Origin of the sequence: Aestuariirhabdus haliotis (genome assembly GCF_023509475.1) — a bacterium.
GTDB lineage: Bacteria > Pseudomonadota > Gammaproteobacteria > Pseudomonadales > Aestuariirhabdaceae > Aestuariirhabdus > Aestuariirhabdus haliotis.
Map to the genome: position 1 here is coordinate 13,469 of NZ_JAKSDZ010000040.1, position 15,725 is coordinate 29,193.

Annotated in this window: 12 protein-coding genes; 5 read left to right on the forward strand and 7 right to left on the reverse strand. The window is 51.2% G+C overall.

Annotation, left to right across the window (positions count from 1 at the left end; genetic code table 11):
* Nucleotides 1–35: 35 nt before the first annotated feature.
* Nucleotides 36–2,150, reverse strand: a complete 2,115-nt coding sequence (nosR, locus tag MIB40_RS16015; protein WP_249696340.1) for a transcriptional regulator NosR — start codon at nucleotides 2,148–2,150, stop codon at nucleotides 36–38.
* 264 nt (nucleotides 2,151–2,414) lie between these two features.
* Nucleotides 2,415–3,644, reverse strand: coding sequence for an MFS transporter (locus tag MIB40_RS16020; protein ID WP_249696343.1), 1,230 nt, complete (start codon nucleotides 3,642–3,644; stop codon nucleotides 2,415–2,417).
* A 98-nt stretch (nucleotides 3,645–3,742) separates the two neighbouring features.
* Here MIB40_RS16020 and MIB40_RS16025 point away from each other — a divergent pair, with 98 nt between their 5' ends.
* Nucleotides 3,743–4,627 carry a LysR family transcriptional regulator gene (locus MIB40_RS16025; protein WP_249696345.1) on the forward strand — a complete coding sequence of 295 codons (885 nt, stop codon included), beginning with the start codon at nucleotides 3,743–3,745 and terminating at the stop codon, nucleotides 4,625–4,627.
* On the opposite strand, the gene MIB40_RS19880 is transcribed toward MIB40_RS16025, so the two are convergent.
* The 4 genes from MIB40_RS19880 to MIB40_RS16040 form a co-directional block, all read right to left on the reverse strand.
* Entirely contained in the window at nucleotides 4,624–4,884 is a 261-nt protein-coding gene (locus MIB40_RS19880; protein WP_406566473.1) for a DUF1127 domain-containing protein, read from the reverse strand. The genes MIB40_RS16025 and MIB40_RS19880 overlap by 4 nt on opposite strands.
* Nucleotides 4,885–5,200: 316 nt before the next feature.
* Complete coding sequence (locus tag MIB40_RS16030; protein ID WP_249696347.1) at nucleotides 5,201–6,670, reverse strand: efflux transporter outer membrane subunit; 1,470 nt, start codon at nucleotides 6,668–6,670, stop codon at nucleotides 5,201–5,203.
* A 1-nt stretch (nucleotide 6,671) separates the two neighbouring features.
* Nucleotides 6,672–9,854 carry an efflux RND transporter permease subunit gene (locus MIB40_RS16035; protein WP_249696350.1) on the reverse strand — a complete coding sequence of 1,061 codons (3,183 nt, stop codon included), beginning with the start codon at nucleotides 9,852–9,854 and terminating at the stop codon, nucleotides 6,672–6,674.
* A 9-nt stretch (nucleotides 9,855–9,863) separates the two neighbouring features.
* Nucleotides 9,864–11,177, reverse strand: coding sequence for an efflux RND transporter periplasmic adaptor subunit (locus MIB40_RS16040; protein ID WP_249696352.1), 1,314 nt, complete (start codon nucleotides 11,175–11,177; stop codon nucleotides 9,864–9,866).
* Between the two features lie 351 nt (nucleotides 11,178–11,528).
* Between MIB40_RS16040 and gcvA the strand changes: the two genes are divergently transcribed.
* Nucleotides 11,529–12,452, forward strand: coding sequence for a transcriptional regulator GcvA (gene gcvA / locus MIB40_RS16045; protein WP_249696354.1), 924 nt, complete (start codon nucleotides 11,529–11,531; stop codon nucleotides 12,450–12,452).
* Nucleotides 12,453–12,481: 29 nt separating this feature from the next.
* The gene (locus MIB40_RS16050; protein WP_249696356.1) at nucleotides 12,482–13,303 is read left to right on the forward strand and encodes a TatD family hydrolase; all 822 of its coding nucleotides are present in this window, start codon (nucleotides 12,482–12,484) and stop codon (nucleotides 13,301–13,303) included.
* Between the two features lie 54 nt (nucleotides 13,304–13,357).
* Here the strand turns inward: MIB40_RS16050 and MIB40_RS16055 are convergent, their stop codons facing one another.
* Entirely contained in the window at nucleotides 13,358–13,927 is a 570-nt protein-coding gene (locus tag MIB40_RS16055) for an NADPH-dependent FMN reductase (RefSeq protein ID WP_249696358.1), read from the reverse strand.
* 315 nt (nucleotides 13,928–14,242) lie between these two features.
* Here MIB40_RS16055 and gap point away from each other — a divergent pair, with 315 nt between their 5' ends.
* Nucleotides 14,243–15,241 (forward strand): type I glyceraldehyde-3-phosphate dehydrogenase, encoded by a 999-nt coding sequence (gene gap / locus MIB40_RS16060; protein ID WP_249696360.1) that lies wholly within the window; start codon nucleotides 14,243–14,245, stop codon nucleotides 15,239–15,241.
* Between the two features lie 46 nt (nucleotides 15,242–15,287).
* The gene (locus MIB40_RS16065) at nucleotides 15,288–15,533 is read left to right on the forward strand and encodes a CDGSH iron-sulfur domain-containing protein (protein ID WP_249696362.1); all 246 of its coding nucleotides are present in this window, start codon (nucleotides 15,288–15,290) and stop codon (nucleotides 15,531–15,533) included.
* Nucleotides 15,534–15,725 lie beyond the last annotated feature (192 nt).

Here is a 15,725-nt window from a genome sequence, read left to right on the forward strand (position 1 = left end):
CACCTGTTAGTCGGGGATACTCGATGCCGTGACCCTTACACCTGGGTCACGGGTATTTCTTCTGCAATACTCTCCTTCTTTTTCTTTTTTCGGTTTTTAAGAATTAATGGTGGACATTTTTCCTGATCGAAATACGTCACCTGACAATCCAGACAATGATGACATTCGCTCATATTAATTTCACCATTGGGATGAATCGCCTGAATTTCACATTCATTGGCGCACAACTGGCAGGGACGGCCGCATTGTGGTCGACGCTTGAGCCAGTCAAAAATTCGATGACGAGCGGGCACAGATAGGGCCGCACCCAGGGGGCAAACATAACGGCAGAACACCTTACGGGTAAACAGGCTAACCACCAGCCAGCTGGCCGCATAGAGCACAAAGCCCCACTCACGAGCAAACTTGAGCATAACGGCCGTTTTAAAGGGCTCCACCTCGGCAAAACGTTCAGCGTTGGCCATCGATTCAAGAGAGATACCAAACAACCCCAGTAAAATAAGGTACTTGATGGCCCACAAGCGTTCATGAACCACAAAAGGCAACTCCCATTGCTTAACGCCCAGTTTACGCCCTAATTCGTTGATCAGCTCCTGCATGGCGCCAAAGGGGCATAACCAACCGCAATACACGCCTCTGCCCCAGAGCAATAAGGACATCGCGACAAAGCACCACAAAATAAAAATGGTCGGATCCAGCAAGAAGGTATCCCAACGGAAATCACCCAGCAGTGAATAGATAAAGGTGAATACATTGACAATCGATAACTGGCCCAGTGCATACCAACCAATAAAGCAAACGGTATAAATCAGGAAACCTGTTCGCAAAATCTTCAGAAAGCGCGGACGCTGCACCAGTAAATCCTGGAAGAATAGAATCAACGACAGAACCACCAGACCGAACACCAACACACTCGATTGAAAGGCCTTTTCTTTCCATACGCTAACCCACAGGGGCTCGCTTTCCAGCTCATCGATCACTGGTTCCGGAACGATACGATAGGCATCGGGCATCAGGTAGTCGCCGTAGAAGCTGACGAACTCGCTTTGCAAGGCGCCAATCTGACGGCGCACCAGCAATTCCAGCTGCCAGTGCTCAGCGGGATTAAACTCCCCTTCGGCCCGGGCAATAAAGATCGCCATCTCCTTATAGCCGGGAAAACCTTCAATAAAGACATCGCTTAAACGGTAATAGTCCAGATCGTGGAAACTGATGATTCGACCTTCCTGCAACAACTGAACACGATCGAAGATACCGCCACGAACATAACCATTGCCCTTAAAGGAATAGCGCCCGTTAGCCACCACAGCAATGGCCTGATCCCCTTCCTTAAGCTCTCCCATGAGCCAGTCGTATTGATCATCGCCTAGCAGATTTCGGCCAATAGCCGGGGCATTCAACGGGGTGTAAAAAAGGTCAATAAAGGGTTCTTCGCGCTGTTCCGCTGAAGCGTCATCAACGCCTTCCGCAGCCGTTCCCTTAAAGGCGTCATCGATATCACCCCGATTCAGGTTCAGGCGACGAATACTGCCGTCACCGGTCAGGGTCTCCCAGCTTGCCGTTTGCATAAACTCCATATTGAGGCTGGCTTCCATGGCACTGGTATCGCTCAAGCCGGCAATATTGTACTGTTTGGCCACAGTCCGGGCGGCGCGCATCAGGGCCTGGTTAACCACCATCACGGTCACGGTGGCGCCAGTAACACTATCGACACTGATCATGCCTTCGCGTTCACCCGATCCGACCCTAATCCGATCCGTCACCGACATATTCTGGTATTCGTCAACAAAGTCAGTTAGTGCTTCCTCGGGAATACCCACCAGCAAAATGGGCTCGTTATGGTCCAGTACTCGCGTCCAAAGAAACTTGCCATCAGGCGCCATCACTACCAGCATATCAACCGGTTTACCTGAGTAGGCCGGGATCTTGACTATAGGATCGGTGGCAAAGGCATAGGCCTTCACCTCACCATTTTTGCTCAGTGTCCAGAGAGGGTAAGGATCAGAGGAGTGGTCGATCTGCCAGGTAGGGTATTTGTCTTGTAACAGGCGCTCAGGATCAATGTCTGGCCCCATCGGGTAGGCCCAAAGAGCACCGGAAAAGAAGAATCCGAACACAACAAAAAGTGCACAAACCAGAGGGTTTTTCATGCAGGCGCCTTATCACTATTAACTGCTTATCCATTGCAATGCCTAGACAGTATAGTAGTAGCCTGACTTTACACCCCTTGATCAATGTCAAGACAGCTTGGAATAGCCTAGGGGTCCTCTGATTAATTCGCCTGAAGCCCCGTAGGGCGCTTCTAAAAATGGTTTTCCCCCGGTGTTGAAGCCCTTGCCCAGATCTCGACATGAACGGCAAGCTTTTCCTTGATAAAAACCATTTCAGGATCCGCAAAGATCTGCCTGAATGAATCAGAGTTGGCCTGGATAGCACCTGCGCGATGCAGTTTCAGCACTAACCCGTGACTTGCGCTCACGCCCCCATAGAGCAACCGCACAGCCGGCGGTAAATAGCAAAATCAACAATGAGCCCAGCACAATCCCAGCCCACCCCCACTGGTGCCAGAACGGATCCAGATAGAAGCCACCCACACTGGCCCCTACGTAATAGAACACCAGATACAACGACGAGGCAGTGCCCCGGGAAAAACCGGCATTATGGCTCACCCAGGCACTGGCAACGGAGTGACAAAAGAAAAATCCCACACTATTCACCAACAACCCGATCAGAACCATCGATAAACTGGTCAACAGGGTCAACAAGGTGCCCGCCATAAACACCCCGATACCCAGCAGCATGCATAGCGGCAGCGAGAAACAGCGAGTAGCCTGCCCAGATAACGCCGAGGCCAGAGTGCCGCTTAGGTAACAAAGAAACAGCATGCCCAGAAAGCTGGCCGAAAGATTATAAGGGGGGGCACTTAACAGAAAGGTGGCGTAACTGTACTGGTTAATAAAGATAAAGAAATTAAAACCTCCGATCAGATACGCCAGCAGTAACATGGGATTACCGATATGAGCCCCCATATCGGCCAGCAGGTTGCAGAATCGGAAGGGCTTGCGAGTGAAGTGCTGTGACTTGGGTAACAGGGCGATCAAGACCAGCAGGCAGATCAGACTGATCACAGACATTAGCAAAAAACTACTCTGCCAACCGGCTAGGTCGGTCATAAAGCCGCCGATCAGGCGACCGCCAATGCCTCCCAAAGTATTGCCGCTAATGTAGATACCTACCGCAATTCCCATGGCGGGTTTACTGTATTCATCCCCCATATAGGCAATAGCGATAGCGGGAAAACCTCCCAGCAACAGTCCTTGCAGCATGCGCAGTAGCAGCAAACTATAGAAGTCATCCACAAACCCCAAAGCCAAAGTAACCAGCAAGACCCCGGCTAAGGAGCCCAGCATCAGGCCTCGTCGCCCAATCGCGTCGGACAAAGGTCCGTAAATCAGCAATGAACAGGCCAACATCAAAGTCGTCAGGGAGAGGCTCCAGCTGGCCATTAGCGGGGAGACACCGAACTGCTCGCTAAGCAGTGGCAACATGGGCTGGGTGGTATAAATATTGGCAAACACCATAAAAGAACCAAGGCTCAAGGCAAGGGTGGTGTGCCAAAACAGGGGGGTACGGATCTCAATCATAGCGAGCACTCTAGTGCTGCACATATCATAATAAAAATATATTATCTGTATAGTAGTAATAATATTTTAGTATGAATATTTAGGAACCAGGCCTGTTTATGAATTTGCGCCAGCTAGAGTGTTTTCAAGCCGTTGCCCGGCATCGCAATTTCACCCGTGCAGCAGCTGAACTGGGAATGGCCCAGCCAGCCGTCAGTGTCACTATTCAGAAGCTGGAACAGAATCTGGGGCTGATTCTATTCAACCGGCAAGAGAAACAGATCGCACTCACCGCCGAAGGTCGGCGACTGCTCGATCATGCCAACCATATTTTACGACAGCTGTTAGATGCCAAACGAGAAATGGCTGAACTCGGCGGCCTCGAGCAAGGAGAAGTGTCCATAGGCATGCCCGGCATGCTGGGTTCCTATTATTTTCCACCCATACTGATGGCCTTCAAGCACCGCTACCCCGACCTCAAACTCAATGTTCTGGAAGCGGGTACTCGGGAAATACAGAAGATGCTATTTAATGGTGAGCTGGATCTGGGCATTGTGGTCGAACATGAACTGCCCGACGGGCTCGAAATCCATCGTTTTCACGAAGAATCGATGATCGTCTGCGTACATCGGGAACACCCCTTTGCCGAGCTATCGGAAGTTAGCTACCAGCAATTTTTTGCCGAAGAGTTGGCCCTGTTTAAACCGGGTTATTTTCACCGTGAGTTTATCGACCAGATCTGCCAGCAACAGGGACTGAAACCCCGCATTGCCTTTGAAACCAACCTGATCGCACTGACCAAAGCCATTGTTGAAAACGGCTTTGCGATCAGTACCTTTCTGGAAATGGTGATCAAGGATGATCCTGATTTGATAGCGATCCCATTCGCACAGCCCGTTCGTCTTAAACTGGCCATTGCCTGCAAGCGCGGCGGCTACCTGAGTCGAGCCAACCGCGCTTTTCTGGAATTTATGTTGGGCAATCTCCATTCGAAAGCCGGTTAGCGCCAAAAGGGCTTACGTATCTCTTCTTGTCGCTGCGGCTCATCAATGCCGATATCCTTGAGTAGGTAACTCGGCATGTCACGCAAGTACCGACGGCTACGTGCACGCTGTTTCCACTGCATGACCCTCTCGTAAAAACGCACCCTGGTGTTTCGATCAAGCTCGGAATGCGAGCTAACTATCTCACAACTTCTGTTTATGCATGCTCCTTGATTCATGGGAAAACCTCCCTCTCCTTTCATGTTGTTTAGCGGCATTTCAAAGCCAAATTATCAACCTGAGAGGGAATCAACAAACGATTAAATCATAGCCTCAGATAAGTATTACTTATCTTAAATCCTATCTAGCCAAAGAGATCCGACTGACCTTCGCCCAAAGAGCCATATGCTGACAAGGCAAGATGTAGAGCGTACGAATTTACGCCTCTGTAGCCTGGATCATGCGAGAACGTGAAGCAGGTAATCTGTGACGGATGAATAAATGGCGAAGTCTGGACAAGACCACTGATGAACAGCCATGCTCAGGATGCAAAATAGCCTGCAACCTGAGCTTGGCAATGCGGGTTCAACACACTCAGCGCCATTCAGGCATTAGCAGACTTGCATCAGGAGACGATTCCGCCACAGGCTCTACCATATCAACAGCCTGGTCTACCCAGCCTCCCCCCATCGACTTATACACATCAATCAACGCGCTGTAGTAATCAATTTGAGAGGAAACGGTATCGAGCTGGGCTTGGAAAAGCTCATTATTGGCATACAACACTTCAAGATAACTGGCTGCACCATTTTCAAACCGCATGTCAGCGAGCTTGGCATAGCTTAGCAATGCCTTTTCACGCTGTTTTAACGCCTGATAATTTTGCGCATTCTTATCGGTGGACACCAAGGCATCATTCACCTCCTTTAACGCACTCAACAGGGTAAAGCGGTAACGATCTTCGGCTTGCTGACGAAGCGCTTCGGCGGATTGTATCTGCCCCTCAATTCTCCCAAAGGTGAAAATCGGAGCCGTAATCGATGCACCGATATCCCATATTTTGGCCGATGAATCGAGCAGATCACCCAGGTCTGCACTCGCTTGACCAAAGTTACCGGTGATAGAGATATCGGGATAATACAGTGATTCAGCCACACCCACCGCGGCATTTGCCGAGATCAGGTTTTGCTCAGCCTGCTGGATGTCAGGACGACGTGTGAGCAGTGATGCCGGTAACGCCTCGGGAACGCCAACGATAGTCATATTGTCGAGGCTTTTGCCCCTACCAATCGCCCCTGGGGAACGCCCCAACAAGATAGAGATCAAATTTTCTTGCGCCGCTATTTGCGCCTCGATTAACGGCACGGCCGCCAGAGCCAGCTGGTATTGGGACTCGACCTGGTCCACTTCCAGCTGCGAAACAGTGCCATAGCTATGTCGCAGCTTAAACAACGTAACCGAGTCTTTGTAACTGAGCTCTGTTTCTTGGGCAATCACCAGTTGGCGATCCAGGCCGCGCAGCGCAACATAGCTAGAGGTCACTCCGGTCACCACCGAGAGAATAACACCACGGCGTCCCTGCTCGGAGGCGTACACCTGGGCCTGCACCGACTCTGTCTGACGCTGAACGCGACCAAACAGATCGAGTTGCCAGCTGGCACCCAGCGCCGCTTCGTATTGGGTGTAATAGGGATCACTGCCAGGCGTTGATCCAAACGTCTCCTCGGAGATTCTATTACGGCTGACACCGCCTCCGGCACCCAGTTGAGGGAAGAATTCTGCTCTTGTGGTATTCAACTGTCCCAAAAATTGATTAACCCTGCCGGCAGCAATCCGGATATCAAGGTTTTCTTTGAGTGCGGTTTCAATCAAACCATCCAGCACCGGGTCGTTAAATTGTTGCCACCATTTGGCATTGGTCAAGTCAGAGGCCGAACGGTAATCGATTCTCCACTGTTCGGGCACCTCCACCTCGGGACGCTCATAATCCGGTCCGATCACACAACCAGTCATCAGCGTGATACAACTAAAGGTCGCCATTGCAATTACATTTCGAGCACCCATATCAGCTCTCCCCCTTTGCATCTGGTGAGGCCGGAAGCTCTGAGACAGAATCATCCCTATCCTTAGCCTTAGGCTTCTTGCTGAAGATGCCACTGGCTGATTCCACAATCACAAAGAACATGGGAACGAAAAAAGAGGAGATCAGAGTAGAGGCTAACATACCGCCGATAACGCCAGAGCCAATAGCGTGCAAGCTATTAGCACCAGGTCCGACCGCAATCGCCATGGGGACGCAACCTAGAATAAAGGCCAAAGATGTCATTACGATAGGGCGTAATCTCACCCGAGCGGCTTCGGCAGCCGCGTCGGCTAATGACATACCATTGCGGTGATTCTCTACCGCGAATTCGGTGATCAAAATAGCATTTTTAGCCGATAACCCCACCAGGGTTACCAAGCCAACCTGAAAGTAAACATCGTTTTCAAGACCCCGAAACCAGGTCAGCAACAAGGCACCCAGAATAGCAAAAGGCACCGCCATCATAACCCCGATCGGTAAGGTCCACATCTCATATTGGGCCGCGAGAATCAGGAACACCATGACCAAGCCGAATGCAAAGGCAATGGTTGCGGTTCCGCCGGCTTGTTTCTCCTGGAAGGCCTGACCTGACCAGGCAAAACCATATCCATCGGGCAGCAGATCCTCCGCGACCGCCTCCATAGCCGCGATAGCCTCCCCGCTACTGTAACCCGGTGCTGCTGTGCCAGTAACCTGAGCTGCAGGAAATCCATTAAAACGGGGCATCACATTCGGCCCGGAATCATAACGATAAGTCGCTACGGCAGACAGCGGAATCTGTTCGCCGAGCTTGGATTTAATATAGATCTTATTAAAGTCGACAGGATCATCCCGAAACTCCCCTTCGGCTTGAATAATAACCTGCCAGATCCGGCCAAAGTCCGTAAACTGCGAAACATACAAGGAACCAAAATAAGCTTGCAGAGTTTGGTAAATGTCCTGTACCGGAATCTGTAACAGCTCAGCCCGGTTACGATCGACATCCAGATAGAGCTGACGCTCTGCCGCCGAGAAAGTACTATTCAAGGCTGCGAGCTCCGGTCGTTTACGCAATCCAGCTAAATATTTCTGTACAACCGCCTGCAATTCCAGCGGCGCTTTACCCTGCGTATCCTGAATGTAAAACTGGAAGCCGCCGGTTGAGCCCAACCCTGGAATCGATGGCGGACTGACCAGAAGTGAAACACCTTGATCCAGAACACCCAGACTCTTGCGTGACTTTGCAATCACGTCAAACGAGCTCATGCCGGGCTCATGCCGCTCTTCAAACGGCTTAAGGGGCACGAACATCAAACCACTGTTGGTTCGATATTGTTGATCCACAATGCTAAAGCCATCCATCTGGCTGACGGCCAATACAGCGGGATCTTCGCGCAAGATCTTAACGGCCTGATCCCCAAACGCTGAGGTTCTTTGCAAACTGGCCGCATCGGGCAGCATGCTAATGCCGAATACATAACCCTGATCCTCCTCCGGCACAAAACTGGACGGAAGAATACGAAACATCATAACCAAACCAACCACGACGGCCAGAAACAACCCTAACCCAATATATTTATGGTTAATTAGAAAGCGCACACCGACAACATAACCATTGGTAATGGCTTCAAAAGTATTATCAAACCATAGGAAAAAACCTTTCTTCTCGGAGGTTCTGGGCTTGAGCACAATCGCCGACAGCGCGGGGGACAAGGTCAGTGCCACAATACCCGAAATCACCATGGCAATAGCGATAGTAACCGCGAACTGTTTATACAGAGTACCCGTCATCCCTCCCAGAAATGCTATCGGTAAGAACACCGAGGAGAGCACCAACACAATGGACACCAGGGCACCGGTCAACTCGGACATCGCCTCTTTAGCGGCAGCCTTAGCAGTCATGCCTTTGGTTTCCATCTTATGCTCGACAGCTTCGACCACAATAATGGCATCGTCCACCACCAAACCTATGGCCAATATCATGCCGAACAGGGTGAGCATATTGGTGGAGAAACCCAGTCCATAAATGCCAATATAGGCACCAACGATAGCAATCGGAACAGCGATAATCGGTACTAATGTGGAACGCAAGCTTTGCAAAAAAATGAAGACAACCAGCACCACCAAAACCACTGCCTCGAAGAACGTGTGTACCACTTTTTCGATTGACTCTTCGGTAAACTGGCTGGTGTCCAGAACAATTTCATATTCCAGACCGGAAGGGAAATTTGGCTGCAACTCCTCAAGTAAAGCCCTCACGCGATTAGAGGTTTGAATCGCATTGGATCCCGGTTGCTGGTACACAACCAAGACAGGGGAGGTTTTGCCATTGGTTTTGGTGTTAACGGCGTAGTTTTTTCCACCAAGCTCACTGCGACCAATATCAGACACCCGTACAATTGCAGCATCATCAGAGGTACCGGCACGTAATATGATCTGGTCAAACTCTTCCGGCTTAACCAACATACCCTGACTGGTAATGGGGAAATTTTGCAGGGTTCCATCTGGTGCCGGTGACTGGCCAATCTGACCAATGCCAAATGCCTGATTTTGTCCAGCAATCGCACGGCTCACATCGGAGACAGTAATTCCCATCTGGGCCAGCAGGTCTGGGCGTAACCAGATGCGCATTGCCACATCAGGTATTGGGAACACCGTCGACAAATTAGCCCCCTCCACCCGCTTCACAGCGTCCCACACGTGCAGGTTGACATAATTATTCAGCTCAACCGTCGACATCTCTCCGCCGGGAGTACTAAAGCCTACCACCATCATAAATGACTGGGATACTTTCTGGGTGGTCACCCCTTGTGCGCTTACTGTGCTAGGCAATTGCGCCATCGCCTGGCTGACCCGATTCTGGGTGTTGACCTGGGCGATATCCGGATCGGTACCGGGCTCAAAGGTAACCGTTAATGTCATATCACCCGAAGAGGAACTGGTTGATGACATATAGATCATGTCATCAACACCATTGACCTGCTGTTCGATGGGTGCCGCTACCGTATTGGCTACAACCTCAGCCGTTGCCCCAGGGTAGCGAGCACTAACGGTTACCGTGGGCGGTGCAATTTCCGGAAATTGAGCGATTGGAGTGACGCTCATTGCCGTGGCGCCGGCCAACACAATAATAATAGAGATAACAGCCGAAAAAATTGGCCGATCAATAAAAAAACTGGGTCCCATGATAATTCCTCAGTTCGCTACCAGGCTAACAGCCAAGGAGTTATCCGTTATATGGCGGGTGTCGGCCGATTTTTTTTCCATCGAGGGCTCTGTTTTCTTTGTTTCCGATGTCTCGGTTGGTTTATCCGCCTTGTCATCTTCGGTATCTGACTTCATTTTGGCTTTGGGTAGGTAATGCAACGCTTTCACGTTCATACCTGGGCGTATTTTCATAAAGCCTTCGACAATCACCATATCGCCCCCCTTTAGACCACTGGTGATCAGCCATTGGTCTTTTTCCCATTCGCCAACGGTGACTGGTTGCAAGACGACCTTACTCTCTTCATTGACCAGCATCACCATCTGGGTATTGCCTTGCTGTTGCACCGCTTGTTGCGGAACCACAATAGCGTTTTGGCGTTTGCCCCCCAGGATATTGGTGCTAACAAACATGCCAGGCCGTAACAGGAAATCAGGATTCGGAACCACCGCCCGAACTAGAAAGGTTCCGGTACGGGTATCAAATGAAGGTGAAGCAAAATCGAGTGCTCCTTTTAAGGGGTACACGGAACCGTCCGTCATGATAATTTCAAATTCGTATTTGCTGTTTTCAGGCGGAATCAGGTTTCCCTGTTGTCGTTCCTGGCGAAAAGATTCAATTTCATTCTGGGAGACCGCAAAGTTTACCCAGATGGGGTCAATTTGGGCGACATAGGAAAGATAGGCCGACTCACCAATCGAGTTCAGATAGGAACCCTCTCGCTGTAAAGAAGCACCGGACAATCCGGTCACCGGCGCATGAAGGGTCGTATAGCTCAGATCAAGCTCAGCATTGGATAGTTTGGCTTTGGCGGAAAAGACAGCGGCCTCTGCACTTCGTTGTGCACCTATGGCTTGATCCAGATCACTCTGACTCATAGCATCGGCTTCGGTCAGAGGTTTTATGCGTTTAAGATTGGCATTGGCGGTCCAGAGTCTCGCCTTACTCGCTTCCAACTCCCCTTTTGCGGCGTCGACCTGAGCCTGAAATGGACGCTTGTCCATCTCAAACATCACATCACCTTCTTGCAGTAAGGCACCTTCCTTATACACCATCCTTTCCAGAAAGCCCGATACACGAGCCACCACATCTACTTCTCGTGAGCTTTGCAACTGCGCCAAACGAGTAATAACGACATCCAGCGTTTTGGGTTCAACCTTTAATACTTTAACCTCCGGTATGGGTGCCGGTACCGAGGTAGCAGGCTTATCGCACCCGGCTAACCCAAGCAGTAATAGTCCCCCGGTTACGAACACCCTATAAAACACAGATGGACGGGTAAAACCCTGATACGACTGAGCCACAATAAAATCCTTTTCTGATGTCTGTTTCATGTTGCCCAAGAGTAGTACAGCAACTCTTTAAACATAGTTCATTGTTATGTTGATGACAGATGCCGGCCAATCAAACACCAACACAGGGTAAGCACCAGAGTAGTGCTTTTTGCCACCCTCTTTTTACAAGAGCACCTGTTATGTTCAGCCAGGCAAACCATTTTCTGCCCCGCTCCAGTGTTACGAACCAATGCCTCCTGCCCTCAAACAAATGAACTCGACAAGCATAATTTGAAACACTCAGAATAAAAACCAAAGACCAGCCAATGACGCTATTCATCCTACCCGAAAATACATTAGTCTTATATGATGGAGGCTTACATGCATCAACGTTTACCCTCACTGAACGGCTTTCGCATATTCGAAGCCGCCGCTCGCCACCTGAGTTTCACCAAGGCCGCCAAGGAACTCTTCGTCAGCCAGGCCGCCGTTAGTCAGCAGGTGCGACAACTCGAAGAACAACTGGGCTACCCTCTGTTTCGACGCTTGAATCGACGCTTGTTACTGACTGACGAGGGGCAACGGCTACTGCCCTTTGCCAGCGACGCGATGCTGTCCTTGCAAAAAGGAGTGGAAGCGGTCGCTTTGGAACAACGCCAGCGACCACTCAATATCTCGGTGCTACCCTCTCTGGCGTACCGCTGGCTAATCCCTCGCCTGCTGCGATTCTCAAGTTTACACCCGGATCAGGAAGTACGAATCTCAGCCTCCCTATCGTTGGCTGAATTCGATAACAATGACATTGATATGGCCATTCGTTTCGGTCGGGGCAACTACCCCGGACTGCACAGCGAACTGTTGATGGAGGATGAGGCGTTTCCGGTCTGTGCACCGAGCCTGATCAAAGAGCAGCAACTGAAACAGCCTGCCGACCTGCTTAATCATCGTTTACTGCACGATATGGGTCCCGGTGATCTTAACTGGGAACGCTGGTTTCAACAGGCTGGGGTTGAGTATCATCCGAGCCAACCCGGTTATACGCTCGGCGATTCCAGTCTGGTAGTCGAGGCCGTACTGGCCGGTCAGGGCATTGCGCTGTCCCGGGCCACCCTGGTGGAGACCGAGCTGGCCAGTGGCCGACTGGTGCGCCCGTTCGAACTAACGCTCTCCTCCAATTACTCCTACTATCTGGTGATGCCCAGGGAAAAAAGAGATCTCGAGCGGGTACAGCTATTTTGTCAATGGCTGCACGCGACCGCCGAAGAATGTATCGCCGAGGTCTCGGCCACGCCGCTGGCGATATGATAGAGTAGCGGCCCCTGGCTGGAGTCCCCATGAGCAAGAAAAAACCTGAAATCCCCCGCTTTGATCATCCGATTATCGAAACCCATTGCCACCTCGACTACCTCGAAGAGGATCAGCTGGAGCAACTGCTGGAGCAATCCCGGGAACTCGGTATCGAGCGTATCGTGACCATCGCAGTGTCCGCCGATAACCTGCAAAAGGTCCTCGACCTGAGCCGAATGAGTGATCGAATCTGGGGCACCCAGGGTATTCATCCCCACGATGCCGAACAGTTCAACACCGACGTCGAAGCGCAAATCATCGAGCAGCTGGACGATCCACGCATGTTGGCGGTCGGTGAAATCGGCCTGGATTACTATTACGATCATGCCGACCGTAAAATTCAACGGGATGTATTCGAACGTCAGCTTCAGATCGCCGTCGACAAGCAGTTACCGGTTGTCATTCATACCCGGGAAGCGGACGAGGACACTTGGGCCATTCTGGCCAACTTTGAGCAGTCGTTGAGCCGCAAAGGGGTCATCCACAGCTTCACCTCTGGCCTGGAGCTGGCGCAATACTGTATTGGCGAAGGCTTCAAACTGGGTTTTAACGGCATTGCGACGTTTAACAAGGCGGAAAACGTGCGTGAAGTCGTGCGATCCACCCCCATAGAAAAGATTGTCCTGGAAACCGATTCCCCCTACCTGGCACCCGTTCCTTATCGAGGCCGGCCCAACAGCCCCTGCTACCTGCCCTTTATCGCCCAGCGTATTGCCGATGAACTGGAAGTGGATATTACTACCTTGCTCAAACAGGCCTATCACAACAGCTTGGAACTCTTTTTTCCCGGCGAACTCAGCACGCCTTAACAGGTGACCAGGGCAACTATCGGCATGGGCACCTATCAACATGGGCCGTCTGGATCACTGTAATCGTTCCAGTGTTGTGACCAGGCTGCTGACAATGTCGTTCAGGGCTTTATTGTTCGCTCCATTGATCAGCAGCCCCTCGGCATCAAACGCCTGCTCGGCCTGACCTACAGCCAACTGATCGGGTAATACCAGCACACCGATATTACCCAGCAGCATACGCAAACTGACCAACCCTCTCAGACCACCCAAAGCACCTGGAGAGGTCGACATCAGGGCCGCCACCTTGCCACGAAAAGCCAGCAACGGGGGCTCATCACCTTGGCGTCGCGTCGCCCAATCGATCGCATTTTTTAACAACGGGCTATAAGCACTGTTGTATTCCGGGGACGCAATCAGAAAGCCATCATGCTCTATCAAGAGTTGTTTAAACGCCTGTGCCGCCTCTGGCATACCCTGCTCCGCCTCAAGATCTTGACAAAAAATCGGCATCGGAAAATCCGCCAAATCAATTCGGGTAACCAAGGCACCGGAGGCCTCAGCATGGTCGGCGGCGGCATTGGCCAAGCATTTATTGTAGGAGTGCTTGCGGGCACTGCCGGCGAAACTAAGAATTTTTATCATCGTGACGGGGCCTCTGTTCGGTTGGCAACGGACTGATTTAACCAGCAGTCATAGCAACAGACTTTGAGTCTATCCGGTTCCATTAGCGCTGTAATGCTACGGGATAAAAAAGAGAGGCTTTTGACGTTAAAAGAGACCCTGTCATACGAACAATCGATCGTTTCCGATACAACAGATCCATATCATTAATTATCGGGAGAATATCATCCCCGAAAGGGTCTAATCTTTTGAAAGGCAGTGCGACGTTACCTATCACCTCAAGTAGTCGGGTAGTCGCCAGCTATGCCACCCTCCATCCTGAATAGGGCAACGGTTATGACGATTCGTATCGCAATAAATGGCTTTGGCCGTATTGGCCGTAACGTACTTCGCACGCTCTACGAAAACGGCTACCGTCAGCAACTGCAAGTGGTGGCCATTAACGATCTGGCAAGCCCGGAAATCAATGCCCACCTTTTGCAGTACGACTCGGTTCATGGGCGCATGAACGGCACCGTCGAGCAGGATGCGGAATCGCTGACGGTCATGGGCGATCGTATTGCTCTGTTTTCCGAAACCTCCCCGGACGATCTGCCATGGGGACGCCTGGGCGTTGATCTGGTGCTGGAATGCAGCGGCCAGTTCAAGAACCACAAAGCCGCTTCGACCCATCTGGCAGCCGGTGCCGGAAAAGTGTTGATTTCAGCACCGGCAAAGGATGCCGATGCCACCATCGTTTATGGCGTTAACGACCATCTGCTACGAGACGAGCACCGTATTGTCTCCAATGCCTCCTGCACCACTAACTGTCTGGCACCGGTGATCAAGGTGCTTAACGACAACATCGGCGTCGTTAATGGCTTGATGACCACCATCCATGCGGTGACCAACGATCAACATGTTTCGGATGTCTATCACAAAGACCCTTACCGGGCACGAGCCGCGTTTGAATCGATTATTCCTACCAAAACCGGTGCTGCTGCGGCCGTAGGATTAGTGCTCCCCGAACTGAGCGGACTGCTTGATGGCCAGGCCTTGAGAGTACCAACACTGAATGTATCGATCATCGACCTGTCCTTTATCGCCGCCCGGGATACCTCTGTAGAAGAGATCAACAACATGATGCGTGACGCCGCAACTCATTCGGCGGTTATGGATTACAACGAGCTCCCCCTGGTATCGATCGATTTCAACCATAACCCTCATTCAGCCTGCTTTGATGCTGGCCAAACCCGGGTTTGCGGGCGGCAGGTCAAGGTCATGGCCTGGTACGATAACGAATGGGGTTATTCGAACCGAATGCTGGATACCGCCCTTACTATGTTGTCGCGTTAACACCCGATACCAGGTCTCGGCACCCCGCAAGAGAGCAGCCACCGATATGAATACTCAACGGTCTATTTCGCGCGCACCAGTTCTGGTGGAAGTCATCGAAGGCAAGCGCTATTTCTGGTGCACCTGCGACCTCAGTATCACTCAGCCCTTCTGCGATGGTTCGCATCAGGATAGCAACCTGAAACCCCTGATATTTCTGGCAACACAAACAACCAACGTGCGATTTTGTCGTTGCAAACAGACCGCTTCCCCCCCTCTTTGCGATGGTACTCACAAGCACCTGAACACCTAAGGCACCTCTGATTAATTCGGATAGATCTCTGCGGATCCTATAATGGTTTTTATCAAGGCGAAGCCCTTGTTCATGTCGAGACCTGAACAAGGGCTTTAACACCGAGAGAAACCATTTTAGGACCGCCCTACGGGGCTTTCAGGCGAACCCAGACTCTTTGTTACGCCTTTTTGAAAGGTCTGGACCTTACTG

What these genes read in the sequence shown, in the direction of transcription:
- nosR (WP_249696340.1), bottom strand. Translation starts at nt 2,150, where the DNA reads ATGAAAAACCCTCTGGTTTGTGCACTTTTTGTTGTGTTCGGATTCTTC.
- MIB40_RS16020 (WP_249696343.1), bottom strand. Translation starts at nt 3,644, where the DNA reads ATGATTGAGATCCGTACCCCCCTGTTTTGGCACACCACCCTTGCCTTG.
- MIB40_RS16025 (WP_249696345.1), top strand. Translation starts at nt 3,743, where the DNA reads ATGAATTTGCGCCAGCTAGAGTGTTTTCAAGCCGTTGCCCGGCATCGC.
- MIB40_RS19880 (WP_406566473.1), bottom strand. Translation starts at nt 4,884, where the DNA reads ATGCCGCTAAACAACATGAAAGGAGAGGGAGGTTTTCCCATGAATCAA.
- MIB40_RS16030 (WP_249696347.1), bottom strand. Translation starts at nt 6,670, where the DNA reads ATGGGTGCTCGAAATGTAATTGCAATGGCGACCTTTAGTTGTATCACG.
- MIB40_RS16035 (WP_249696350.1), bottom strand. Translation starts at nt 9,854, where the DNA reads ATGGGACCCAGTTTTTTTATTGATCGGCCAATTTTTTCGGCTGTTATC.
- gcvA (WP_249696354.1), top strand. Translation starts at nt 11,529, where the DNA reads ATGCATCAACGTTTACCCTCACTGAACGGCTTTCGCATATTCGAAGCC.
- MIB40_RS16050 (WP_249696356.1), top strand. Translation starts at nt 12,482, where the DNA reads ATGAGCAAGAAAAAACCTGAAATCCCCCGCTTTGATCATCCGATTATC.
- MIB40_RS16055 (WP_249696358.1), bottom strand. Translation starts at nt 13,927, where the DNA reads ATGATAAAAATTCTTAGTTTCGCCGGCAGTGCCCGCAAGCACTCCTAC.
- gap (WP_249696360.1), top strand. Translation starts at nt 14,243, where the DNA reads ATGACGATTCGTATCGCAATAAATGGCTTTGGCCGTATTGGCCGTAAC.
- MIB40_RS16065 (WP_249696362.1), top strand. Translation starts at nt 15,288, where the DNA reads ATGAATACTCAACGGTCTATTTCGCGCGCACCAGTTCTGGTGGAAGTC.